The organism is Kitasatospora humi, assembly GCF_020907985.1.
GTDB classification, from domain to species: domain Bacteria; phylum Actinomycetota; class Actinomycetes; order Streptomycetales; family Streptomycetaceae; genus Kitasatospora; species Kitasatospora humi.
Map to the genome: position 1 here is coordinate 244,508 of NZ_JAJJPA010000005.1, position 24,371 is coordinate 268,878.

A 24,371-nucleotide genomic window follows, 5' to 3' on the forward strand; every position below is an offset into this window, starting at 1 on the left:
GCTCAGAAAGGGCCGCTAAGCTCGGCCCCGATGAGCACCCACGAACCGATCGCGGACCGCGACGGCGACCTCGCACCCTCGGGTGCGGGGGAGCCGGCGCGGTCCGCGGCCGTTTCGGAGGCGTTGCCCGAGCGAACGGCCGAGGAGGCCGGGCAGGCCGGGCAGGCCGGGCGGGCCGCGGGGTCCGGGCAGGCCGGGCGGTCCGCGGAGGCCGAACAAGCCGAGCGCTTCGAGGGGGCCGGGCGGGCCGGGCGGGCCGGGCAGGCCGAACAAGCCGAGCGCTTCGAGGGGACTGGGCGGTCCGAGCCCGGCTGGGACTGGCGTTTCGCCGCCAAGCTGCTGGCCGTCTGCGCCGGCGCGCTGCTGCTGGTGAACGCCTTCGTGGCCCAGCCCTTCTCCGTCCCGTCCGCCTCGATGGAGAACGCGCTGCGCCCCGGGGACCGGCTGCTGGTCGACAAGCTCGCCTACCAGTTCGGTGGCACCGTGCAGCGCGGCGACGTGGTGGTCTTCGACGGCACCGACTCCTTCGTCCCCGGCGGCGACGACCAGCCCGGGATCGGCGGCGCGCTGCGCAAGCTCGGTGCGGCGGTGGGCGTCGGCCCGTTCGACGGCTCGGTCTTCGTCAAGCGGGTGATCGGGGTCGGCGGCGACCGGGTGACGTACCGGGCCGGCGACCAGCACCTGACCGTCAACGGCGTGCCGCTGGCCGAGTCCGACTACCTCTTCCCGGGCGACGCGCCGTCGAGCGTCGGCTTCGACGTGCAGGTGCCGCCCGGTGAGCTCTTCGTGCTCGGCGACCACCGCAGCGACTCCCGGGACTCCCGGGACCACCTGGGCGATCCGGGCGGCGGGTTCGTGCCGGTGCGCAAGGTGATCGGGCGGGCCGACCTGGTGATGTTCCCGCTCGGCCACTGGCACGGCCTGGACCGGCCGGCCGGCTTCGCCGCCGTCGCCGTGGCAGGGAGGACCGGTGCGCATGGGGCGCGGGGGTAGGGCGGCGCCCGCCGCCGACCCGGGCCCGGGCCTGCGCGCCGGACGCCGAGGAGGCCGCCGTCCCCCGGCGGGGGAGGCGCCGCCGGTCCGCCGCGGCCGGGCCGAGCGCCGCCTCGTCACCCGCCGGGTGGTCCGCCGCCGCCGACGCCACGCAGTGCCGCAGGTGACGCTGGTCCCCGTCCCGGCGCCGGCCGTCGCGGTGACCGTGAAGTCCTTCGCCTACTGCGACCCGCAGCAGCGGATCACCGTCCACGGCACCCCGGTCGCGCAGTCCCACCCCGCCCGGGGGAACCCGCCCTCGCGGACCCCGCTCCGGATCACCGTGCCGCCGGGGCGGCCGTGGATGGCGGGGCACCACCGCGACCCGTCGGCCGGTCCGGGCTACCGCATGACCGGGCCGGACCGGGGCACCGTGGCGCTCTCCGACGTGGTCGGACGGGCCTTCGTGGTCGCCCCGGCCGGTCCACCGGCCCGGCGGCACCGCGCGGCCCGACCATCGCGGGCCGACGGCCCAGGGCCCGCCGAAAATTCCGGCAGGTCGGCCGGATCCCCAGGAACCCTCGCTCGTTATGGGGGTGTCGGGCGTCGCTCCGGCCGTGCTGCGGCACGGGCGCGGAGCCGGCAGGCAGCCCGACAGCTACGCTCGCCTGCCGTGTGGGAGCCCCGGAGAGGGTGCCCGGGGTGATAGAGAAGTGCAGGAGTAGCAGGCGTGGTGCCCGCTGTGCGGCACTGGTGACCGCGGACGAAGGTCGTCCGCACAGCAGGGAGGAGAAGTCGTGGGGGATCTCGTGATCGGAGCCCGCGGCGCCGGCGAGCCCGAGGGCTCCGGCCGCCGTACGGCCCAGTCCACCGGCTCCGGCGGGCCTGCGGAACCCGTTGACGGCGCGGGCGGCCACGGCGAACCGGCCGACCAGCCGCGCCACCCCGCGGACGAGCCGCCGGTCCCGCCGCCCGCCGGCGGTGAGACGACCGGGCCGCCCCGGAAGGAGCGCAAGCAGCGCTCGTTCTGGAAGGAACTGCCGATCCTGATCGTCGTCGCGCTGGTCCTGGCACTGGTCATCAAGACCTTCTTCGTCCAGGCCTTCTCGATCCCGTCGGAGTCGATGCAGAACACCCTCCAGGTCGGCGACCGGGTGCTGGTGGACAAGTTGACGCCGTGGTTCGGCGCCAAGCCGGAGCGCGGCGACGTGGTGGTCTTCCACGACCCGGGCGGCTGGCTGAACGAGGTGCCGTCCACGCAGAGCTCCAACAGCGTGGTGCGCGGCATCCAGGACGTGCTCAGCTTCATCGGCCTGATGCCCTCGGCCAATGAGAAGGACCTGATCAAGCGGGTGGTCGCGGTGGGCGGTGACACCGTCGAGTGCGACGACAACGGGCCGCTGAAGGTCAACGGCGTGGCGCTCAACGAGCCGTACGTCTTCAACAGCAACCCGGAGTTCGGCGCATGCGGCAACCGGCCCTTCGGCCCGGTGAAGGTGCCCGCGGACCACGTCTGGGTGATGGGCGACCACCGTGACGACTCGCTGGACTCCCGCTACCACATGGACCAGCCCGGCGGCGGCGCAGTCCCGGACAGCGACGTGGTCGGCCGTGCCTTCGTGATCGCCTGGCCGATCAACCACTGGTCGACCCTGCCGGTGCCCGGCACCTTCGGGCAGAAGGGCCTCGCCTCGGCGGCCATGCCGTTCGCACCGCCGCTGCTCGGCGCGGCCGGCGCGGTGCCGGCGGCCTGGTGGCTGCGGCGCCGTCAGCTCGGCGACGGCTGATCGGGTGGTCGCTCGGCTCGGCGACGGCTGATCGGGTGGTCGCTCGGCTCGGCGACGGCTGATCGGGTGGTCGCTCGGCTCGGGGACGGCTGATCGGGTAGTGGCTCGGCTCTTGCGCGGGTCGTGGTACCGACGAGTAATCTGCTCGGACGTGCCACGGCCCGCCGCCGTGTCCGGCTCTCGCACCTAGGACGGTCAACCATGAGCAGCGTCGCCGCCGGAGCCCCCGGCACCGAGGCCGCCCGCCCGGTCCCGCGGACCGCCCGCAACCGGATCGGCGGCGTGCTGCAGGGCGTCGCGCTGGCGCTCGGCCTGGTGCTGATGGTCGGCGGCACGGCCCTGATCGGCGTCGGCTACCACTTCTTCAAGGTGCCCACCGGCTCGATGCGCCCCGGGATCGACGCCGGGGACACCCTGGCCGGTCGGCCGGTCTCCGGCAGCGCGGTCGGCCGCGGTGACGTGGTGGTCTTCCGCGACACCGACTGGGAGTCGGACACCCTGGTCAAGCGGGTGGTCGGGGTGGGCGGCGACACCGTGGTCTGCTGCGACGCGCAGCAGCGGATCACCGTCAACGGCACGGCGATCGACGAGCCGTACCTGGCCCCGGCGGGCGCGGCGCCGCCGATCCCGTTCAACGTCACCGTCCCGGCCGGCCGGCTCTTCGTGCTCGGTGACAACCGCACCGGCTCGCAGGACTCCCGGGTGCACCTGGGGCTGGCCTCCGGCACCGTGCCGGACTCCGCGGTGCAGGCCAGGATCGAGGCGACCGTCTGGCCGCCGTCACGCGCGCGGCTGCACTCGCCGACCACCGCGTTCGCCGCCCTGGGCCGTCCCACGGCGGGTCGGCCCGGGCCACTGGAGACCGAGTTCTCGGCGGCCGTGGCGGGTGCCGCGCTGATCGTGGTCACCTCGCTGGTCGGCGGGGTGGCCGGGCTGGTCCGGCGGGCCGGGGGGCGGCGCTGATGGCGGGCCCGGTCCGGCAGCGCGACGCGGCCCGGGTGCTGCTGCTCGACGGGCAGGACCGGCTGCTGCTCTTCCACGGCTTCGACCCGGCCAGGCCGAACCTCACCTGGTGGTTCACGCCCGGCGGCGGGGTGCGGCCGGGGGAGCCGCCCCGGGCGGCGGCGCTGCGCGAGCTGGCCGAGGAGACCGGGCTGACCGGGATCGAGCTGGGGCCCCAGGTCGCGGTCGACCTGGCCGAGTTCAGCTACGGCGGACAGGACTACCAGCAGCACCAGGTCTTCTACCTGGCCCGCACCGGGCCCGGCGAGGTTCACCTGGACGCCTCCGGCAGCGAGCCCGAGGAGCGGCCGCAGCTCGCCGAGGCGCGCTGGTGGACGCTGGACGAGCTGCGCGCCACCAGCGAGCGGGTCTACCCGGTGCGGCTCGCCGAGCTGCTGGGAAGGTTGTTGAATGAGGGACCACCAGTAGCCCCGGTCACCCTCTGACCGGGGGCGCCGTGGGCCACAATGGGGTGGGACCTGACGAGTGAGGGGACGCCGGCATGAGTGCGGAAGATCTCGAGAAGTACGAGACCGAGATGGAGCTCAAGCTCTACCGGGAGTACAAGGACGTCGTCGGGCTGTTCAAGTACGTGATCGAGACCGAGCGCCGGTTCTACCTCACCAATGACTACGAGCTGCAGGTGCACTCGGTGCAGGGCGAGGTGTTCTTCGAGGTGTCGATGGCCGACGCCTGGGTGTGGGACATGTACCGGCCGGCCAGGTTCGTCCGCAAGGTGCGGGTGCTGACCTTCAAGGACGTCAACATCGAGGAGCTGGCCAAGAGCGACCTGGAGCTGCCGTCGGACGATTCGGGCTTCGGCGGCTGACACCCGGCCGCGGTTCGCCGGGCACCGGTCGTCGGTCGCCGGTCGTCGGGCACCGGCCGCCGGTCGCCGGCCGCCGGTCGCCGGCCGTCAGGCACCCGCCGCCGGGCACCGTGCCCGAGGCGCCGAGCTCGCTACCGGGGTTTTCCACAGGGGGCGGGTTGTCCACAGCTTCGCGGAAGCCGATGGACCTCCAAGGGGCGGCACGGCACCCTCCGTAGCGGGAGGTGATCGCCGTGCGGAACGCACAGCAGGCCCTCGGCCGGTACGGCGAGGAGGTGGCCGCCCGTCGCCTGGAGCGGGACGGCCTGAGGATCCTGGAGCGCAACTGGCGCTGCGCCCAGGGCGAGCTGGACATCGTCGCCCTGGAAGGCGACACGGTAGCGGTCTGCGAGGTCAAGACCCGCTCCGAACAGGGCTTCCAGCGGCCTGAGGAGGCGCTGGACCAGACCCGCGGCGAGCGGCTGCGGACGCTGGCCGAGCGCTGGCTCAGCGAGCGCTGGCCGGCCCACTTCACCCGGCTGGCCGAGGTCGCGGTGCCCGGGCCGGTGCCGTTGCCGCCCGGCGGGGTGCGGATCGACCTGGTCGCGGTGGTCAGCCGGGCCCGGGGCGCGGCCCGGGTCGAGCACCTGCGGGGGGTGGTCTGAATGGCCTTCGCCCACACCTGCTCGGTGGCCCTGGTCGGGGTGGACGGCGTGGTGGTCGAGGTCCAGGCCGACCTGGAACCGGGTGTCGCCGCGTTCACACTGGTCGGGCTGCCGGACAAGGCGCTCAGCGAGGCCCGCGACCGGGTGCGGGCCGCCGTGGTCAACAGCGGCGAATCATGGCCGCAGCGCAAACTCACCGTCGGGCTCAGCCCGGCCTCGGTCCCCAAGAGCGGCAGCGGTTTCGACCTCGCGGTGGCCTGCGCGGTGCTCGCCGCCGCCGAGCGGCTGCCCCCGCCGGCCATCGCCGACCTGTTGATCATCGGGGAGCTGGGGCTGGACGGCCGGGTCCGTCCGGTGCGCGGAGTGCTGCCGTCGGTGCTGGCCGCGGCCGACGCCGGCTACAAGCAGGTGGTGGTCGCCGAGCAGACCGCCGCCGAGGCCGCACTGGTGCCCGGCGTCTCGGTGCTCGGGGTTCGCAGCCTGCGCCAGCTGATCGCGCTGCTCACCGACGCGCCGGTGCCCGAGGAGCCGCCGGATGCGGCGGTCGGTGGGCCCGACCCGCTGATGGCCGGGCTGCTGCTGCCCGGCGCGGCAGTGCGGCGCACCGCCGCCGACACCGAGTTCGGCCCCGACATGGGCGATGTCGCCGGGCAGTACGAGGCCCGGCAGGCGTTGGAGATCGCGGCCGCCGGCGGGCACCACCTCTACCTGAAGGGACCGCCGGGCGCCGGCAAGACCATGCTGGCCGAGCGGCTGCCCGGGCTGCTGCCGCCGCTCACCACGGCCGAGGCCCTGGAGGTGACGGCAGTGCACTCGGTGGCGGGCCTGCTGCCGCCCGGCCGTCCCCTGGTCGACCTCCCGCCGTACTGCGCCCCGCACCACTCCACCACCATGCCCGCGATCGTCGGCGGCGGCAGCGGGCTGCCCCGCCCGGGCGCGGTCTCGCTGGCCCACCGGGGGGTGCTGTTCCTCGACGAGGCACCGGAGTTCCCCGTCCGGGTGCTGGACGCGCTCCGGCAGCCGCTGGAATCCGGCGAGGTGGTGATCGCCCGCTCCGCCGGGTCGCTGCGCCTGCCGGCCAACTTCCTGCTCTGCCTGGCCGCCAATCCCTGTCCCTGCGGGCGGTACTCGCGGCGTGGCGAGGGCTGCGACTGCACCCCGGTGATGGTGAGCCGGTATCAAGGGCGGCTCTCCGGGCCGCTCTTGGACCGCGTGGACCTGCGAGTACAGGTCGAGCCGGTCACCAAGGCCGAACTGCTGGAGCGTGACCGGCAGGCGGAGCGCACCGAGGTGGTGGCGGCGCGGGTCCGGGCGGCTCGGGAGCGGGCCGCACACCGGTTCAGCGGCACTCCTTGGCGCAGCAACTCCCAGGTTCCCGGGCGCGAGTTGCGCACCCGGTGGCGACCGGACCAGGGGGCACTGGCCGAGGTGGAGCGGGAGATGGACCGCGGGTTGCTCACGGCGCGCGGTCTGGACCGGGTGCTCCGGGTCGCCTGGACGGTGGCCGACCTGGCCGGCCGGGGCGCCCCGGGGTCCGCCGAGCTGCGCACCGCGCTGGCGCTGCGGCGAGGGTATCCGGGCGGGGTGCGCGGTCTCGGGGGGTTGCTGTGACGGCGGGGTGGCAGCCGGCGGAGAGCGGGGTGGCCGCGGGGCCGGTCGGTGGACCGCCCGGGTCGTCCGGTGACGGTGGGGCGGAGCAGACCTCGCTCGATCTGGAAGGCGGTCGCGCTGCCGGGCCGGTGACCGAGCAGGAGCGGTTGGCCCGGGTCGCGCTCAGCCGGACGGTGGAGCCGGGCACCGCAGTGGTCGGCCGCTGGCTGCGCCGGCGCTCGGCCGTCGAACTGGTGCAGGTGCTGCGAGTCGGCGCGGGGCACCCCGAACTCCGGCTCCCCGCCGAGCGGTTGGGAATGCTGCGGCGCCGGCTGGCGGAGGCCGACCCGGTCGCCGACCTGGCCCGGGTGCGGGAGCTCGGCGGACGGTTCCTGGCACCGGGAGACGCGGAGTGGCCGAGCCAGTTGGCGGATCTGGGCGACGCGATCCCGATCGGGCTGTGGGTGCTCGGCAGTGGGTCGCTGCGACTGCTCGCGCTGCGTTCGGTCGCTGTGGTCGGCTCGCGGGCCTGCACCGAGTACGGCGCCAGGGTGGCCGCGGAGGTCTCCGCCGACCTGGCGGAGCGCGGTTGGGTGGTCTGCTCGGGCGCGGCCTACGGGATCGACGCGGCGGCTCACCGCGGTGCGTTGGCGGTCGGCGGGATGACCGTCGCGGTGCTGGCCTGCGGTGTTGACGTGCACTATCCGCGTGGCAACAGCGGGCTGATCGAACGGATCCGGGACCAGGGCCAGCTGGTGGGCGAACTGCCGCCCGGGGAGCACCCGAACCGGTTCCGCTTCGTGCTGCGCAACCGGGTGCTCGCCGCGCTGACCCGGGGCACGGTGGTGGTGGAGGCCGCCCAGCGCAGCGGCGCGCTCAGTACGGCGCAGCGCGCGCTCAGGCTGAACCGGCACACCATGGGCATCTGCGGGCCGGTCACCTCGGAGCTCTCCAACGGAGTGCACGCGCTGATCCGCGGTGGCGGCGCGACGCTGGTGACCAGCGCGGCCGAGGTGATCGAGCAGATCGGCTCGATCGGTGCCGACCTGGCGCCGCTGCACCAGGCGTCGGTGCGGCCGCGGGACCTGCTGCGCGGCCCGGCCGCCGACCTACTGGAGGCGATGCCGGCCGGCCCGTCGGGCGCCCCGCCCGAGGAGCTCGCCCGACGCACCGGGTTGACACCCGATCAGGTGCTCAAGCTGCTCTACGAGCTGTGCTCGTTGGGCTTCGTCCAGCGGGCGGGATCGCACTGGGGGGTGATCCGCTGACAGCCGGCAGGGCGTCAGCCGGAAGTGCTCCGTCCCGGGGAAGGCGCTGGTCACCGCTCCACGGGACGGACACCCGGTGAGGTGCGGCCCAGCGCGAGTCGCGGGTGGGAAATGCCGTTCGGTCAACGGGGTGAACGCCACCGGATCGGGCGACGGCCAGGTGGTGGTAGCGCAGCGCATCGACTCGATCACGCTACGCTCCCTATGGCTTCCCTATCAGCACATGACTCGGCAGAACGGCGCAGACCCACGTATGCCCACACACATTCCCGGACACAGGGCGTCCAGTGCCGGCCGGCCCCCGGGGGCATCCGGCACCGAGGTGCGTCCCGGCCCCGACGGTCAGTCGGCGAAGCCCACGACGGTCGAGGGGTCGGTCGGCGGCGCGGGCAGCGGTCCGGGCGGCGCAGGCGACCCGGGCAGCACGGGCGGTGGTGTGGGCGGCACGGGCGGTGGTGTGGGCGGCACGGGCGGTATGGGCAGCACGGGCGGTGGTGCGGGCGGCACGGGACAACGAGCCGCGTCGACCGGCCTGGTCTCCGTCCCGCCGCCCAGCCGGGGCGCGCGACGCCGCGCGGACCCGACAGCCACGCCGCCGGCCCGGCTGCCCGCGCCGGCGCCCCCGCCCCCCTCACCGCCGCCCCCGCGCAGTGCCCTGGAGTCGCTGTGGCGCTCCTACAAGGCCAGCGGCGACGCCAATCTGCGCGAGCAGCTGATCCTCCACTACTCGCCCCTGGTCAAGTACGTGGCCGGCCGGGTGGGCGTCGGCCTGCCGGCGAACGTCGAGCAGGCCGACTTCGTGTCCTCCGGGGTGTTCGGCCTGATCGACGCGATCGAGAAATTCGATCCGGACCGCGCGATCAAGTTCGAGACCTACGCGATCAGCCGGATCCGCGGAGCGATCATCGATGAGCTGCGCGCCCTGGACTGGATCCCCCGGTCGATCCGGCAGAAGGCCAAGGCGGTGGAACGGACCTATGCGGCCCTGGAAGCCCGGCTGCGCCGCACGCCGTGCGAGCCCGAGGTGGCGGCCGAGATGGGCATCGCGGTCGAAGAGCTGCATGCGATTTTCAGCCAACTCTCGCTGGCCAACGTGGTGGCGCTGGACGAGTTGCTGCACCCCGCCGGGGACGGCGGCGAGCGGCTGAGCCTGATGGACACGCTGGAGGACACCGGCGCCGAGGACCCGGTCGAGGTCGCCGAGGACCGCGAACTGCGCAAGCTGCTCGCCGGAGCGATCAACACCCTGCCGGACCGGGAGAAGACGGTGGTGACGCTCTACTACTACGAGGGCCTCACCCTCGCCGAAATCGGCCAGGTCCTCGGGGTGACGGAGAGTCGGGTCAGCCAGATCCACACCAAGTCCGTGCTCCAGCTCCGGGCCAAACTCTCCGATCTGCGCTGACTCCAGGCTGACCGGGCGCCCGCTCCGACCGGTGGTTGCACCGCCTCCGTAGAGTGTGTGACGTGCCGAAGATCCGAGCCGCCACCCTGGCTGAGCACCGCCTGCGGCAGCGCACCGCCCTGCTGGACGCGGCCCGCGCGCTGCTGACCGAGGGCGGCCCCGAGGCGTTGACCTTTCCCGCGCTGGCTGCCAGGACCGGGCTGGCCCGCTCCTCGGTGTACGAGTACTTCCGCTCCCGGACCGACTTGGTGGAGCAACTCTGCGAGCTCGACCTGCCGCTCTGGGCCGCCGAGATCGAGGCGGCGATGGCGGCTGCCGACGGTCCGCTCGCCCATCTTGAGGCCTATGTGCGCGGACAGCTCACGCTGGCGGGTGACCCCCGGCACCGCGCCGTGCTCGCCCTCGGCACCCTGGAACTCGACGAGGCGGCGCGGGCCCGGATCCGGGCGGCGCACGGCGCGCTGACGGAACTGGTCGTCGATGACCTCGCTGCGCTGGGCCACCCGGAGCCGCGGCTGACCGCTGCCCTGCTGCAGGGCCTGGTGGAGGCCGCGGTCCGGCGTTCGGCGGACTGCTCGGCCGCGGACCGCGAGCAGATCGCGGACGCCGCCGTCGCGCTGGCCCGGCACGGCGTGGCGGGTGCCTGAGCCGTCACCCGGGTCGGTGGCGGGGCCGAAGTCGGCGCCCGCCCGGCGCTGCCCGGCCGCAGCGGGAGCAGACGGGCCCGACCGGCGCCCAGCAGCGCGAGCGGATCCAGGTAGCGCTTGCCGCGCAGCAGTCCCCAGTGCAGGCAGCCGCCCCCGCAGTGGTCGTCGCCGTCCGCCAAGGTCCCGATCGGATCGCCGGCCGCCACCGCGGTGCCGACCGGCGGGCCGTCGGCGACCGGGAGGTAGCTGGTGCGCAGCGGCGGATCCCCGGTGCCCGGGTGCAGCACGGTGACCAGGGGCCGCCCGGCCACCTCGCCCGCGAAGGCGACCACCCCGGCCAGCGCGGCGCTCACCCGGTCGCCCGGCTCGGCGGCGAGGTCGACCCCGCGGTGCCCGGGCGCCCAGGGCTGCGGCGGTGCCTCGAACCGGCGCAGCACACCACCGGGCCCGCCGACCGGCCAAGCCCGCCCGGGGCCCGGCGCCGCCGCACCCCCGGCCGGCCCCGCCACACCCTGCGCCGCCACAGGCGCCCGGCGCACCGTCCCGGCGGGCACTCCGAGCACCCCGCGCACCGCCCTCGCGGTCGGCACCCCGGGCCCTCCGCGTACCGCCCTCGCTGTCGGCACCCCGGCCCCTCTGCGCACCGCCCTCGCTGTCGGCACCCCGGCCCCTCTGCGCACCGCCCTCGCGGTCGGCACCCAGGCCCCTCCACGCGCCGCCGTGGGCGCCGCTGCACCCGGTGGCGCGTTCCCGGGCAGCAGCACCACGAAGAGCAGCATCAGCAGCAGCACCACCCACCGCGCCCGAGGCGGCGGCACCGGCCAGCAAGGGTGACAGGTCGTCATGGCAGTGAGGTTCCGCCCCGCCCCGCGCCCCGCCAAGTCCCGCCCGCGGACCTGTGGACAACCCCGCGCCTGTGGACAACCCCGCGCCCCCCGGTCCGGTCCAGCGCGCCCGGAACCCGCTGAGTCGCCGGTCACGCGGGCCGTCCCGTACACTTCACACGCGACCCGGTGTGTCCCGGGTCGACTTCGCACGCCCCGCCACTGGTGGAAGCCCGGCCCAGCCGCCCCACCCGTGCGAGTGCCGCTCGGTCCCACCGAGCCCGGCGCGGTCCGCCGCCCAGGCCCGGTCGGCTCGGCACGTCGGGGCGTCAGGCGTGGCGGTCACCCGACCGGCACGGACAACCGAGCAGACCCGGTAGCCGCCGAGTGCCCATGGGGCAGCAACGGTGCGCCGGGCGTAACACCAAGGAGCACGGCCATGGCCGTCGTCACGATGCGGGAGCTGCTGGAGAGCGGCGTCCACTTCGGTCACCAGACCCGCCGCTGGAACCCGAAGATGAAGCGCTTCATCCTCACGGAGCGCAACGGCATCTACATCATCGACCTGCTGCAGTCGCTGAACTACATCGACCGCGCCTTCGAGTTCGTCAAGGAGACCGTTGCCCACGGTGGCAGCATCCTCTTCGTCGGCACCAAGAAGCAGGCCCAGGAGGCCATCGCCGAGCAGGCCACCCGCGTGGGCATGCCCTACGTGAACCAGCGCTGGCTCGGCGGCATGCTGACCAACTTCTCCACCGTCTACAAGCGGCTGCAGCGCCTCAAGGAGCTCGGCGAGATCGACTTCTCGGACGTGGCCGGCTCCGGCCTGACCAAGAAGGAGCTCCTGGTCCTCCAGCGCGAGCACGACAAGCTGGAGAAGACCCTCGGTGGTATCCGCGACATGCAGCGCGTCCCGAGCGCGGTGTGGATCGTGGACACCAAGAAGGAGCACATCGCGGTCGGCGAGGCCCGCAAGCTCAACATCCCGGTCGTCGCCATCCTCGACACCAACTGCGACCCCGACGAGGTCGACTACAAGATCCCGGGCAACGACGACGCGATCCGCTCCGTCACCCGCCTGACCCGTGTGATCGCCGACGCCGTCGCCGAGGGCCTGAAGGCCCGTGCCGGTGTCGCCAAGGGCGACGTCAAGGCCGAGCCGGGTGCCGACCAGCCGCTGGCCGACTGGGAGCAGGACATCCTGGCCGGTGAGAAGAAGGCCGAGGAGACCCCCGCCGCCGAGGCCCCCGCCGCCGAGGCTCCGGCCGCCGAGGCCGAGCAGGCCTGACGCATCGAGGGTGAGGGGCACCAGCCGGCCGGTACCGATCGGCTGGTGCCCCTCTCTCCACGTGCCGGGACCTGACCAGGACCCCGGCACACCCACCCCGCAGACACGCGAGACGCGAGAAGAGATTCACACCATGGCGAACTTCACCGCCGCGGACGTCAAGAAGCTCCGTGAGCTCACCGGCGCCGGCATGATGGACTGCAAGAAGGCGCTCGACGAGGCCGAGGGCGACGTCCAGAAGGCCGTCGAGCTCCTCCGCATCAAGGGCCAGAAGGGCGTTGCCAAGCGCGAGGGCCGTGACGCCTCCAACGGCGCCGTCTCCGCCGTGATCGCCGACGACAAGAAGTCCGGCGTCCTGGTCGAGCTGAACTGCGAGACCGACTTCGTCGCCAAGGGCGAGAAGTTCGTCGAGGTCGCCGCCAAGATCGCCGAGCACGTGGCCGCCACCTCGCCGGCCGACCTGGAGACCGCCCTGGCCTCCGAGATCGAGGCCGGCAAGACCGTCCAGCAGTTCGTGGACGAGGCCAACGCCAACCTGGGCGAGAAGATCGTCTTCCGTCGCTTCGCCCAGTTCGCCGGTGACGGCTTCGTCGCGGTCTACCTGCACAAGACCAGCCCCGACCTGCCGCCGGCCGTCGGCGTCCTGGTCGAGCTGGACAAGGAGAACGCCGAGGTCGCCAAGGACGTCGCGCAGCACATCGCCGCCTTCGCGCCGAAGTACCTGTCCCGCGAGGAGATCCCGGCCGAGGAGCTCGACAACGAGCGCCGCGTCGCCGAGGCCACCGCTCGCGAGGAGGGCAAGCCGGAGGCCGCCCTGGCCAAGATCGTCGAGGGCCGCGTGACCGGCTTCGTCAAGGAGAACTCCGTTCTGGAGCAGGCCTTCGCGAAGGACAACAAGAAGACCGTGGCCAAGGTCCTGGAGGAGAACGGCGTCGCCCTCAAGCGCTTCGCCCGCTTCCGGGTCGGCGCCTGAGCCACGTTCACCCGGTTCCCGCCTAAGGTAGGAACCGCCGCCACCACTGTGACCCAGTGAGTCGGCACCATGAACGACGAGGAGGCCATTGCCGTGCAGGAGACCGTACCGGTTCCCGCGGCAGTGGCCTCCTCTCGTGTACACGCAGGCCGGAGCTGAGCACCCCCGGGCCTGTGACCAAGCAGGTGCAGAAGGAGAAGTCCATGCAGGAGACGCAGGAGACCGCGCCGGACGGCACGCGCCGTCGGGTGCTGCTGAAGCTGTCCGGCGAGGCGTTCGCCGGCGGAGGCGGGCTCGGCGTCGACCCCGACGTCGTCCATGCGATCGCGCGGGAGATCGCCACGGTTGTCCGGCAGGGCACCGAGGTCGCGGTGGTCATCGGCGGCGGCAACTTCTTCCGCGGCGCCGAGCTGCAGGTGCGCGGCATGGACCGGGCCCGCTCGGACTACATGGGCATGCTGGGCACCGTCATGAACTGCCTCGCCCTGCAGGACTTCCTGATGAAGGAAGGCATCGAGACCCGGGTCCAGACCGCCATCACGATGGGCCAGGTCGCCGAGCCCTACCTGCCGCTGCGGGCCATCCGCCACCTGGAGAAGGGCCGGGTCGTGATCTTCGGCGCCGGCATGGGCATGCCCTACTTCTCCACCGACACCACCGCCGTGCAGCGCGCCCTGGAGATCCACGCCGAGGTCCTGCTGATGGGCAAGAACGGTGTGGACGGGGTCTACGACTCCGACCCCAAGACCAACCCGGACGCCGTGCGGTTCGACGCGCTGGAGTACGCCGAGGTGATCTCGCGCGATCTGAAGGTCGCCGACCTGACCGCGATCACGCTGTGCAAGGACAACGGCCTGCCGATCCTGGTCTTCGAGCTCCTGACCGAGGGCAATATCGCTCGCGCGGTCAGGAATGAGAAGATCGGCACACTCATCAGCCAGGATTCCGTCCGGGCCTGAGCAGTCGTCAACCGAGCCCCGTCGGACCTGGCGGGGCCTATCAGTACGCCACGGGCGGTGAGCGCCACGGGCAACCGGACAGGGAGCAGACCGTGATCGAAGAGATCCTCCTCGAAGCCGACGAGAAGATGGAGAAGAGCGTCGCCGTCGCCAAGGACGACTTCGCCGCCATCCGTACCGGCCGGGCCCACCCGGCGATGTTCAACAAGATCGTCGCTGACTACTACGGCGCGGTCACCCCGATCAACCAGCTCGCCTCCTTCTCGGTGCCGGAGCCGCGGATGGCGGTCATCACGCCGTTCGACAAGAGCGCGATGCGCAACATCGAGCAGGCCATCCGCGACTCGGACCTCGGTGTCAACCCGACCAACGACGGCAACGTCATCCGGGTGGTGCTGCCGCAGCTCACCGAGGAGCGCCGCAAGGAGTACATCAAGCAGGCGCGCGGCAAGGGCGAGGACGCCAAGGTCTCGATGCGCTCGATCCGCCGCAAGGCCAAGGACGCGCTGGACAAGCTGGTCAAGGACAAGGAGGCCGGCGAGGACGAGGTGCGCCGCGCCGAGAAGGAGCTCGACGACCTCACCGCCAAGTACGTGGCGGCCATCGACGAGCTGCTCAAGCACAAGGAAGCCGAGCTCCTCGAAGTCTGATGAACGACGCCCCGCACGCCCCAGGCTCCAGGGGCGCAACCCCGCAGACCCCCGCCCCGCCGCAGGCCGCCCCCGAGCGGCCGGTCGGCCCGGCGGGGGCACGACCCCGAGCCCAGGAGAGTCCGGTGGCCCAGTCCGAGCCGCAGCAGCCCCCCAAGCAGCGGGGCGGCCGCAACCTCCCCGCGGCGATAGGGGTGGGGCTCGGCCTCGGGGCGGTGATCATCATCTCGCTCTTCGTGGTCAAGGTGCTGTTCCTGATCGTCGTGGTGGCGGCGGCCTCGATCGGTGTGAAGGAGCTGACCAGCCGGCTGGCCGAGCGCAAGGGCATCGAGGTCCCGCTGCCGCCGCTGCTGCTCGGCGGCATCGCCATGCTCACCTGCGCCTACTGGATCGGCCTGCAGGGCACCGCCGCGGCGCTGGCGCTGACCGCGCTGGCACTGATGATCTGGCGGATGCGGCGGCCGCCGGAGGACTACCTGCGGGACATAACGGCGGGCGTCTTCACCGCCTTCTACGTGCCGTTCCTGGCCTCCTTCGTGGCCCTGATGCTCTCCGCCCACGACGGGCCGCAGCGGATCGTGCTCTTCCTGGTGGTCACCATCTGCAGTGACACCGGGGCGTACGCGGTGGGCTACAAGTTCGGCCGGACCAAGCTGGCGCCGACGATCAGCCCCGGCAAGACCCGCGAGGGCCTGGCCGGCGGCATCGGGCTCTCGATGCTGGCCGGTGCGCTGCTGATGTCCTTGCTGATCGACGGCGGCCACTGGTGGCAGGGCCTGATCCTGGGCGGCTGCGCGGCGGTGATCGCCACCCTCGGCGACCTGGCCGAGTCGATGATCAAGCGCGACCTGGGCATCAAGGACATGGGCACGCTGCTGCCCGGCCACGGCGGGATCATGGACCGCCTGGACTCGCTGCTGCCGACCGCCCCGATCGTCTGGCTGCTGCTGACCGCCTTCGTCGGCGGCTGACCCCGCAGATGCGCGATGGGTCCCGGACGGCACGCCGTCCGGGACCCATCGCGCATCTGCGACACTGGACGGACCATGCCTGCACCCGGAGAACTCACGTTTGTCGCGCCGCGCGGCGCCAAGCCCCCGCGACACCTCGCCGACCTCAGCCCCGCCGAGCGCAAGGCGGCCGTCGCCGACCTGGGCGAGCAGCCGTTCCGCGCCAAGCAGCTGGCCAACCACTACTTCGGCCGGCTCTCGAACGACCCGGCGAGCTGGACGGACATCCCGGCGGCCAGCCGCGCCAAGCTGACCGAGCAGCTGCTGCCCGAGCTGATGTCGGTGGTCCGGCACGTGAGCTGCGACAACGACGCCACTCGCAAGACGCTCTGGAGGCTCTTCGACGGCACCCTGGTCGAGTCGGTGCTGATGCGCTACCCGGACCGGGTGACGATGTGCATCAGCTCGCAGGCCGGGTGCGGCATGAACTGCCCGTTCTGTGCCACCGGGCAGGCCGGGCTGACCCGCAACCTGTCCACCGCCGAGATCGTGGAGCAGATCGCGGCCGGGATGCGGGCGCTCAAGGCCGGTGAATTCGGGGCGCGCGGGGGATCGTCCCCCCGGGACGAGCGCGGTCCGGGCGGTGAGCCGCGGCTGTCCAACGTGGTCTTCATGGGCATGGGCGAGCCGCTGGCCAACTACAACCGGGTGCTGGCCGCGATCCGCCGGCTCACCGATCCGGCGCCGGACGGCTTCGGCCTCTCCCAGCGCGGCATCACGGTCTCCACGGTCGGCCTGGTGCCGGCCATGCACAGGTTCGCCGACGAGGGGCTGAGCTGCCGCCTGGCGCTCTCGCTGCACGCTCCGGACGACGAGCTGCGCGACGAACTGGTCCCGGTGAACACCCGCTGGAAGGTCGCCGAGGTGCTGGAGGCGGCGTGGCACTACGCGGAGAAGTCCGGCCGCCGGGTCTCCATCGAGTACGCGCTGATCAAGGACATCAACGACCAGGCGTGGCGCGCCGACCTGCTCGGCCGACTGATCAAGAACCACCGGGTGCACGTCAACCTGATCCCGCTCAACCCGACACCGGGCTCCAAGTGGACGGCCTCCCGTCCGGAGGACGAGCGCGAGTTCGTCCGCCGACTGGAGTCGCACGGTGTGCCGACCACGGTGCGGGACACCCGCGGCCAGGAGATCGACGGCGCTTGCGGTCAGCTCGCCGCGGCGGGCTGACGCCCCACGGGCCGGATGCCGGTCGCACCGGCGTGCCCCGGGCCGGGAGCCTCGGGAGCCAGGAGGCCCGGCATTCGGGTCCGACTATCGGCTGAGCATCCCCGCGCCGAGCGCCGCGGTCAGCCCGCCGGTGGCCAGCAGCACCAGGCCGGCCACCGACCAGCGCAGCAGGGCCGCACTGAACAGCAGCCGCGGTGACCCGCCCAGGCGCAGCAGGGTGGCGGTCACCGGGCGGCGGGCGGCTCGGATCTCGGTGAGTCGGGCCAGCACCGCCGCGACCGTGCACCCGGTGAGCAGCAGGGCTTCGGCAGCCGGCAGCGGCCCGGTCCCGGCGGCGCCCGGGGCCACCCAGTGCCGCACCGAGGTCAGCACCACGGCGATGGTGAACGCCAGCACCGCCAGCGGCGTGCCCAGCCGGCGGGCGATGCCGGTCAGCCCGCGCCCGGCCAGCAGCCGCCGCGGGGCGGGCCGACCGAGGGCCAGCACCCGGCCGAACCCGGCCAGCAGTGGTCCGGTGAGCAGCGCCGCGCCGAACGAGGCGGTGGCCCAGCCGCCGAGCAGTACGGCACTGGTGTGCCCGAGCCCGGCCGGCAGCCTCAGCGGGCGCGGGTCGTCGGCCGCGGCCGGGCGCAGTGCGTAGAGCTCGGTGAGGGTGCCACCGACCGTCAGCAGGGCGGCGGTGATGATCCTGGGCAGCCCGAAGCGGTGGGCCGGCAGGGGTTCCTGGTGGCCCGTCAGCTGCTGGGTGACCGGGACGGCGACGGCCGCCGCGAGCCCGCCGACCAGGGGGAGCAGGGCGACCAGGGCGATCGGCGCGGCCGTCGGCAGTGGGACGCCCATGCCCAGCTCGGGGGCGAGCGAGGGGCCGGCGATCTCGTTGCGCAGCACCAGGAAGACCAGCAGGGTGACCACTGAGCCGAGCGCGCAGGCCAGGGCGAGCTCGCCGGCGATCAGCAACCGCAGTCGGGTCGGCCCGGCGCCGGCGGCGGTCAGTCCGGCCATCCGCTCGGGCCGCTGGGCGGGCAGGGCACGGGCTGCGACCGCCGCGAACCAGCCGACCGCGGCCAGCGCGGGCAGGCACCAGAGCAGCCGCTCGACGGCCGTGTGCGTGCCGGGCGGGTCGCTGAGAGCCCGGCCGAGCGCGCGCAGCAGGAAGCCGGCGACCACTGCGGCGGCTGCGGCGGTGAGCAGCAGGCGGCCGAGGTCGACCAGCCGGTAGCCCCTGACCAGGCGGAAGTAGAACACCGGCGTCCCTCGATGTGCGATCAGTGCGAAGCGATGGCGGGCGCGGCGGCCGGTCGTTGGACCGGCGTGGCCGGGGCCGGGGTGCGGCCGTCGACAAGGGCCACCGTCCGGTCCGCGTACTTGGCCAGCTCCGGGTCGTGGGTGGCCAGGACCAGGGTGAGGCGGTGGGAGCGGGCTGCGCTGGTGAGTATCCGCAGCAGCTGGTCCCGGGCCTCGCGGTGGAGCGGGGCGGTCGGGTCGTCGGCGAAGACCACCCGGGGGAGCGGGGCCAGTGCGCGGGCGACGGCGATCCGCTGGCGCTGGCTCTGGAGCAGTTCGATCGGGCGGTGCTTGGCGCAGTCGCTCACGTCGAGCCGCTCCAGCCATTCGCCGGCCGCGCGGTACGCGGCCTTGTGGCCGGCGCCGGCCAGCAGCAGCGGCAGGGCGACGTTCTCCCGGGCCGTCAGCTCTGGCACCAGATGGGGCTCGGAGCCGACGAAGCCGAAGCGGTCGCGGCGCAGTTTCTCCCGGCCGGCCCGGCTGAGCGTGTGCACCGGGGAGCTGTTGAACCAGACCTCGCCGGAGTCCACCGGCAGCTGCGCGGAGAGGCAGCCGAGCAGGGTGGACTTGCCGGAGCCGCGGGTGCCGGTGACGGCCAGCACCTCGCCCTCGCGGATGCCGATCGAGACCTCGCGCAGCGCGAGGTTGCCGTCATGGGCTTTGACGATCCCCCGGGCCCACAGCACGTCGTTGTCGGGCGGGGCCGCTGACATGTGTTCCTCCGCCGGTCGGGATCGGCTCTGCAGTGCAGTGGAATGACAGTCGTCAGACTAGAACGACAAGGTCGCGGCGCGGTTGCGGCACACCATGCGGAACCGTCATAAACCCGGATGAACCATCAGCGGATCATCTGAGAAAAACATCGAACCGCTGGAGGGGACGGGGAGGACGCACCGAAGGGCGGCCCCGCCGGCCCTGAGGAGGAGGCCGGGGGACCGCCCTTCGGCGGAGGGTGCGTCAGCGAAGCACCGACGACGCGTCAGGGAAACGCCGTCAGATCTTGGCCCACGCGTCGGTGAGGCTGACCCGCAGGATCTGCTCGATCTCGTCGAACGTCGACTGGTCGGAGACCAGCGGCGGGGCCAGCTGCACGACCGGGTCGCCGCGGTCGTCGGCACGGCAGTACAGGCCGTTCTCGAAGAGCGCCTTCGAGAGGAAGCCGTAGAGCACGCGCTCGGTCTCGTCCTCGTTGAAGGTCTCCTTGGTGACCTTGTCCTTGACCAGCTCGATGCCGTAGAAGTACCCGTTGCCGCGCACGTCGCCGACGATCGGCAGGTCGCGCAGCTTGTTCAGGGTGCCCAGGAAGCGGGACTCGTTGTCCAGCACGTGCTGGTTGAGGCCCTCGCGCTCGAAGATGTCGAGGTTGGCCAGCGCCACGGCCGACGACACCGGGTGCCCGGCGAAGGTGTAGCCGTGCAGGAAGGTGTTGTCGCCCTTGTAGAACGGCTCGGCGATCCGGTCCGAGATGATGGTGGCGCCGATCGGGGAGTAGCCCGAGGTCATGCCCTTGGCGCAAGTGATCATGTCAGGCACGTAGCCGAACTTGTCGGCGCCGAACATGGTGCCCAGGCGGCCGAAGGCGCAGATGACCTCGTCCGAGACCAGCAGCACGTCGTGGCGGTCGCAGATCTCGCGCAGCCGCTGGAAGTACCCGGGGGGCGGCGGGAAGCAGCCGCCGGCGTTCTGCACCGGCTCGACGAAGACGGCGGCGACGGTCTCCGGGCCTTCGAAGAGGATGGCCTCCTCGACCTGGTCGGCGCACCAGCGGCCGTAGGCCTCGGGGTCGACGGAGCCGTCCGGGCCCGCCAGGTACTCGGGGGCGCGGTAGATGTTGGTGTTCGGCGCCTTGTGGGTGCCCGGCACCAGCGGCTCGAACGGGGCCTTCAGGCCCGGCAGGCCGGTGATCGACAGGGCGCCCTGCGGGGTGCCGTGGTAGGCGATCGCCCGGGAGATGACCTTGTACTTGGTCGGCTTGCCGGTCAGCTTGAAGTACTGCTTGGCGAGCTTCCATGCGGTCTCGACGGCCTCGCCGCCACCGGTGGAGAAGAACACCTTGTTCAGGTCGCCGGGCGCGTAGTTGGCCAGGCGCTCGGCCAGCTCGACGGCCTTGGGGTGGGCGTAGCTCCAGATCGGGAAGAAGGCCAGCTCCTTGGCCTGCTTCGCGGCGACCTCGGCGAGCTCGGTGCGGCCGTGGCCCGCCTGGACCACGAAGAGGCCCGCCAGGCCGTCGATGTACTTGCGGCCCTTGTCGTCCCAGATGTAGGTGCCCTCGCCGCGCACGATGGTGGGGACGGGGGAGTTCTCGTACGACGACATGCGGGTGAAGTGCATCCACAGGTGGTCGTATGCGGCCTTCGAAAGGTCCTTCTGTGCCGGATCGGCGCTCATCGGGTGCCCCAGGTGTAGGTCTGTTTCCGGAGCTTCAGGTAAACGAAGCTCTCGGTCCTCCGCACGCCGGGAAGCGCGCGGATGCGCTTGTTGATCATTTCGAGCAGGTGCTCGTCGTCCTCGCACACCAGCTCGGCCAGCAGGTCGAACGAGCCTGCGGTGCAGACCACGTAGTCGACCTCGTCCATGGCGGCCAGGGCGTCGGCGATCGGCTCGATGTCGCCCTCGACCGTGACGCCGACCATCGCCTGGCGGGTGAAGCCCACCGTCAGCGGGTCGGTCACGGCGACGATCTGCATCACGCCTTGGTCGAGCAGCTTCTGGACCCGCTGCCGGACGGCGGCCTCGGAGAGGCCGACGGCCTTGCCGATGGTCGCGTACGGGCGGCGGCCGTCCTCCTGCAGCTGCTCGATGATCGCCTTGGAGACGGAGTCGAGGGGGACGCTGCTGTTCCGGTCGCGGTTGGCCACGCGGCCACTGTGCCTGATCGTTTCTGCATCCGCAACCCGTCGTGCTGCTGATTTCGTCGAGCATCCACCGATCCGGAACGGATTGCGTGGCGATTGCCGGTGCTGCCTGTCGATAACAGAAGTCACCGAGGTAGCCTGGCCGCGCAACCGTGTCGACGTGCACCCGCCCGGAAGCGACCAGGCGCATCAGCCCCCCGGCAGCCCGCTGCCGGCGGTACCCTGGCGCGGAATCTGCAACGTCGCAGGCCCAGACCGTAGGAGAAACCCGTGAGCGACCTTCGTACGCTGCGCAACTACATCAACGGCGAGTTCGTCGACGCGGCCGACGGCCGCACCCTGCAGATCGTCGACCCGACCACCGGTGAGGCCTACGCGACCTCGCCGCTGTCCGGCGCCGCGGACGTGGACGCGGCGATGGCCTCGGCCGCCGCCGCCTTCGAGAGCTGGCGGGACGCCACCCCGTCCACCCGGCAGAAGCTGCTGCTGAAGATCGCCGACGGGGTCGAGGCGCGGGCCGACGAGCTGGTGGACGCCGAGTGCCGCAACACCGGCAAGCCGCGCGGCCTGACCAAGTCCGAGGAGATCGGCCCGATGGTCGATCAGATCCGCTTCTTCGCCGGTGCCGCCCGGCTGCTGGAGGGCAAGGCCGCCGGCGAGTACATGGACGGCATGACCTCGATCATCCGCCGCGAGCCGGTCGGCGTCTGCGCCCAGGTGGCGCCGTGGAACTACCCGATGATGATGGCGGTCTGGAAGTTCGCCCCGGCCATCGCGGCCGGCAACACCGTGGTGCTCAAGCCCTCGGACACCACCCCGGCCTCCACCGTGCTGCTCGCCGAGATCATCGGTGCCGCGCTGGCCGAGCTGGAGCTGCCGGCCGGCGTCTTCAACGTGCTCTGCGGTGACCGCGAGACCGGCAGGCTGATGGTCGAGCACCGGACCCCGGCGATGGCCTCCATCACCGGCTCGGTCCGGGCCGGCATCCAGGTGGCCGAGTCCGCCTCCAAGGACGTCAAGCGGGTTCACCTGGAGCTCGGTGGCAAGGCCCCGGTGGTGGTCTTCGAGGACGCCGACATCGCCGAGGCGGTCGAGGGCATCTCGGTGGCCGGCTTCTTCAACGCCGGCCAGGACTGCACCGCCGCCACCCGGGTGCTGGTCCACGAGTCGATCCACGACGCCTTCGTCACCGCGCTGGCGAAGGCCGCGGCCGAGACCAGGACCGGCGGCGTCGACGACGAGGACGTGCTCTACGGCCCGCTGAACAACGCCAACCAGCTCTCGCAGGTGGCCGGCTTCATCGAGCGGCTGCCCGCCCACGCCAAGGTGGAGACCGGTGGCCACCGGGTCGGCGAGGTCGGCTACTTCTACGCCCCGACCGTGGTCTCCGGCCTGCAGCAGGACGACGAGATCATCCAGAAGGAGGTCTTCGGTCCGGTCATCACGGTGCAGAAGTTCACCGACGAGGACCAGGCGGTGGCGTACGCCAACGGCGTCGAGTTCGCGCTGGCCTCCTCGGTGTGGACCAAGGACCACGCCCGGGCGATGCGGATGTCGCGCCGGCTGGACTTCGGCTGCGTCTGGATCAACACCCACATCCCGCTGGTCGCCGAGATGCCGCACGGCGGCTTCAAGAAGTCCGGCTACGGCAAGGACCTCTCCTCCTACGGGTTCGAGGACTACACCCGGGTGAAGCACGTGATGACCGCGATCTGATGATCGCCTGAGTGTGAGGGCCCAGGGGCACGCCCCTGGGCCCTTGGCACAGTGTCAGCCTGCCTTGCCGACCGCCTGACACGATGCCGCTGCCCACCGCCGCGGCGGCTGCCTACGCTGGCGGGCATGAGCATCCCCACCGCCGATCCCGCCGCCGGGCAGGCCGTCACGGCCGCCGACCGTGCGCACGTCTTCCATTCGTGGTCCGCCCAGGCCCAGATCGCCCCGCTCGCGGTGGCCGGCGCCGAGGGCTCGTACTTCTGGGACTACGAGGGCAACCGCTACCTCGACTTCTCCTCCCAGCTGGTCAACACCAACATCGGCCACCAGCACCCCAAGGTGGTCGCGGCGATCCAGCAGCAGGCGGCCACGCTGTGCACCATGGCCCCGGGCTTCGCGGTCGAGGCCCGCAGCGAGGCGGCCCGGCTGATCGCCGAGCGCACCCCCGGCGACCTGGACAAGATCTTCTTCACCAACGGCGGTGCCGAGGCCAACGAGAACGCGATCCGGCTGGCCCGGCTGCACACCGGCCGGCAGAAGGTGCTCGCCACCTACCGCTCGTACCACGGCGCCACCGCCAACGCCATCGCCCTGACCGGTGACCCGCGCCGCTGGCCCAACGAGACCGGCACGTCAGGCGTGGTCCACTTCTGGGGCCCGTACCCCTACCGCTCCGCGTTCCACGCCGAGAACGAGGCGCAGGAGTGCGAACGGGCACTGGCCCACCTGGAGCAGGTGATCGCCTTCGAGGGCCCGCAGACCGTGGCCGCGATCATCCTGGAGACCGTCGTCGGCACCGCCGGCATCCTGGTCCCGCCGCCCGGCTACCTGGCCGGAGTCCGGGAGATCTGCGACCGCTACGGCATCGTCTTCATCCTGGACGAGGTGATGGCCGGCTTCGGCCGCACCGGTGCCTGGTTCGCCGCCGACCACTGGGGGATCACCCCGGACCTGCTGACCTTCGCCAAGGGCGTCAACTCCGGCTACGTGCCGCTGGGCGGCGTGGCGATCAGTGCCGAGATCGCCGCCACCTTCGCCGACCGCCCGTTCCCCGGCGGCCTCACCTACTCGGGGCACCCGCTGGCCTGCGCCTCCGCAGTGGCCACGATCAACGCGATGGCCGAGGAGGGCATCGTGGAGAACGCCCGGCGGATCGGCGAGACCGTGCTCGGCCCCGGCCTGCGCGAACTCGCCGAGCGCCATCCGTCGGTCGGCGAGGTGCGGGGGCTCGGCGTCTTCTGGGCGCTCGACCTGGTCCGCGACCGCACCACCCGGGAGCCGCTGGTCCCCTACAACGCGGCCGGCGCCGCCAACGCGCCGATGGCCGAACTCGCGGCCGCCTGCAAGAAGCGCGGGCTCTGGCCGTTCACCAACATGAACCGGTTCCACGTGGTGCCCCCGTGCACGGTCACCGCCGAGGAGGCCCGCGCCGGCCTGGCCGCGCTGGACGAGGCACTCGACGTCGCCGACTCCCACACCGACTGACGGGCCG

General features: G+C 72.6%; 23 protein-coding genes and 1 pseudogene. 19 read left to right on the forward strand and 5 right to left on the reverse strand.

Features of this window, described 5'->3' with window-relative positions:
• Positions 1-30 precede the first annotated feature (30 nt).
• The 10 genes from lepB (LN042_RS08060) (at position 31) to LN042_RS08105 (ending at position 10,144) form a co-directional block, all read left to right on the forward strand.
• Positions 31-993: a signal peptidase I gene (lepB, locus tag LN042_RS08060; RefSeq protein WP_230049863.1), complete on the forward strand. Its 963-nt coding sequence runs from the start codon at positions 31-33 to the stop codon at positions 991-993.
• 776 nt (positions 994-1,769) lie between these two features.
• Positions 1,770-2,759, forward strand: a complete 990-nt coding sequence (gene lepB, locus LN042_RS08065) for a signal peptidase I (RefSeq protein WP_230049865.1) — start codon at positions 1,770-1,772, stop codon at positions 2,757-2,759.
• A 201-nt stretch (positions 2,760-2,960) separates the two neighbouring features.
• Positions 2,961-3,722 (forward strand): signal peptidase I, encoded by a 762-nt coding sequence (gene lepB, locus LN042_RS08070; RefSeq protein WP_230049867.1) that lies wholly within the window; start codon positions 2,961-2,963, stop codon positions 3,720-3,722.
• Positions 3,722-4,207, forward strand: a complete 486-nt coding sequence (locus tag LN042_RS08075) for an NUDIX hydrolase (RefSeq protein ID WP_230049869.1) — start codon at positions 3,722-3,724, stop codon at positions 4,205-4,207. Before lepB (LN042_RS08070) ends, LN042_RS08075 begins: the two co-directional genes overlap by 1 nt.
• A gap of 56 nt (positions 4,208-4,263) precedes the next feature.
• Positions 4,264-4,590: a DUF2469 domain-containing protein gene (locus LN042_RS08080; RefSeq protein ID WP_230049871.1), complete on the forward strand. Its 327-nt coding sequence runs from the start codon at positions 4,264-4,266 to the stop codon at positions 4,588-4,590.
• 233 nt (positions 4,591-4,823) lie between these two features.
• Positions 4,824-5,234, forward strand: a complete 411-nt coding sequence (locus tag LN042_RS08085; protein ID WP_230049873.1) for a YraN family protein — start codon at positions 4,824-4,826, stop codon at positions 5,232-5,234.
• Positions 5,235-6,845, forward strand: a complete 1,611-nt coding sequence (locus LN042_RS08090) for a YifB family Mg chelatase-like AAA ATPase (RefSeq protein ID WP_230049875.1) — start codon at positions 5,235-5,237, stop codon at positions 6,843-6,845.
• A gap of 29 nt (positions 6,846-6,874) precedes the next feature.
• Complete coding sequence (gene dprA / locus LN042_RS08095; protein WP_372495689.1) at positions 6,875-8,092, forward strand: DNA-processing protein DprA; 1,218 nt, start codon at positions 6,875-6,877, stop codon at positions 8,090-8,092.
• 604 nt (positions 8,093-8,696) lie between these two features.
• A complete protein-coding gene (gene whiG / locus LN042_RS08100) occupies positions 8,697-9,497 on the forward strand; it encodes an RNA polymerase sigma factor WhiG (RefSeq protein WP_230049944.1) in 801 nt (266 codons plus the stop codon).
• Between the two features lie 62 nt (positions 9,498-9,559).
• Positions 9,560-10,144 carry a TetR/AcrR family transcriptional regulator gene (locus LN042_RS08105; protein ID WP_230049877.1) on the forward strand — a complete coding sequence of 195 codons (585 nt, stop codon included), beginning with the start codon at positions 9,560-9,562 and terminating at the stop codon, positions 10,142-10,144.
• A gap of 161 nt (positions 10,145-10,305) precedes the next feature.
• Here the strand turns inward: LN042_RS08105 and LN042_RS37955 are convergent.
• Positions 10,306-10,497: pseudogene (locus LN042_RS37955) on the reverse strand (M23 family peptidase); the annotation flags it as partial.
• Between LN042_RS37955 and LN042_RS08110 the strand changes: the two are divergent.
• The 7 genes from LN042_RS08110 to rlmN all read left to right on the forward strand — a co-directional run bounded on the left by LN042_RS08110 (position 10,433) and on the right by rlmN (position 17,024).
• Positions 10,433-10,978: a hypothetical protein gene (locus tag LN042_RS08110; RefSeq protein ID WP_230049879.1), complete on the forward strand. Its 546-nt coding sequence runs from the start codon at positions 10,433-10,435 to the stop codon at positions 10,976-10,978. The pseudogene LN042_RS37955 and the gene LN042_RS08110 overlap by 65 nt on opposite strands.
• A gap of 429 nt (positions 10,979-11,407) precedes the next feature.
• On the forward strand, positions 11,408-12,256 hold the full coding sequence (gene rpsB / locus LN042_RS08115) for a 30S ribosomal protein S2 (protein ID WP_230049881.1): 849 nt from the start codon (positions 11,408-11,410) through the stop codon (positions 12,254-12,256).
• Between the two features lie 133 nt (positions 12,257-12,389).
• A complete protein-coding gene (gene tsf / locus LN042_RS08120) occupies positions 12,390-13,229 on the forward strand; it encodes a translation elongation factor Ts (RefSeq protein ID WP_230049883.1) in 840 nt (279 codons plus the stop codon).
• A 203-nt stretch (positions 13,230-13,432) separates the two neighbouring features.
• Positions 13,433-14,188, forward strand: coding sequence for a UMP kinase (gene pyrH / locus LN042_RS08125; protein WP_230049885.1), 756 nt, complete (start codon positions 13,433-13,435; stop codon positions 14,186-14,188).
• Positions 14,189-14,280: 92 nt separating this feature from the next.
• On the forward strand, positions 14,281-14,838 hold the full coding sequence (gene frr / locus LN042_RS08130; RefSeq protein WP_230049887.1) for a ribosome recycling factor: 558 nt from the start codon (positions 14,281-14,283) through the stop codon (positions 14,836-14,838).
• The gene (locus LN042_RS08135; RefSeq protein WP_230049889.1) at positions 14,838-15,809 is read left to right on the forward strand and encodes a phosphatidate cytidylyltransferase; all 972 of its coding nucleotides are present in this window, start codon (positions 14,838-14,840) and stop codon (positions 15,807-15,809) included. The genes frr and LN042_RS08135 overlap by 1 nt, the downstream gene beginning before the upstream one ends.
• Positions 15,810-15,884: 75 nt before the next feature.
• Entirely contained in the window at positions 15,885-17,024 is a 1,140-nt protein-coding gene (rlmN, locus tag LN042_RS08140) for a dual-specificity RNA methyltransferase RlmN (protein WP_230049891.1), read from the forward strand.
• An 84-nt stretch (positions 17,025-17,108) separates the two neighbouring features.
• On the opposite strand, the gene LN042_RS08145 is transcribed toward rlmN, so the two are convergent.
• The 4 genes from LN042_RS08145 to LN042_RS08160 form a co-directional block, all read right to left on the reverse strand.
• Positions 17,109-18,269 (reverse strand): hypothetical protein, encoded by a 1,161-nt coding sequence (locus tag LN042_RS08145; protein WP_230049892.1) that lies wholly within the window; start codon positions 18,267-18,269, stop codon positions 17,109-17,111.
• A gap of 20 nt (positions 18,270-18,289) precedes the next feature.
• Positions 18,290-19,021 (reverse strand): ABC transporter ATP-binding protein, encoded by a 732-nt coding sequence (locus LN042_RS08150; RefSeq protein ID WP_230049894.1) that lies wholly within the window; start codon positions 19,019-19,021, stop codon positions 18,290-18,292.
• Between the two features lie 280 nt (positions 19,022-19,301).
• Entirely contained in the window at positions 19,302-20,696 is a 1,395-nt protein-coding gene (locus LN042_RS08155) for an aspartate aminotransferase family protein (protein WP_230049896.1), read from the reverse strand.
• Positions 20,693-21,166, reverse strand: coding sequence for an Lrp/AsnC family transcriptional regulator (locus LN042_RS08160; RefSeq protein WP_101382386.1), 474 nt, complete (start codon positions 21,164-21,166; stop codon positions 20,693-20,695). The genes LN042_RS08155 and LN042_RS08160 overlap by 4 nt, the downstream gene beginning before the upstream one ends.
• Before the next feature lie 267 nt (positions 21,167-21,433).
• Here LN042_RS08160 and LN042_RS08165 point away from each other — a divergent pair, with 267 nt between their 5' ends.
• Positions 21,434-22,879 carry a gamma-aminobutyraldehyde dehydrogenase gene (locus tag LN042_RS08165; protein WP_230049898.1) on the forward strand — a complete coding sequence of 482 codons (1,446 nt, stop codon included), beginning with the start codon at positions 21,434-21,436 and terminating at the stop codon, positions 22,877-22,879.
• A 126-nt stretch (positions 22,880-23,005) separates the two neighbouring features.
• Positions 23,006-24,364, forward strand: coding sequence for an aspartate aminotransferase family protein (locus tag LN042_RS08170; protein WP_230049900.1), 1,359 nt, complete (start codon positions 23,006-23,008; stop codon positions 24,362-24,364).
• Positions 24,365-24,371: the final 7 nt, after the last annotated feature.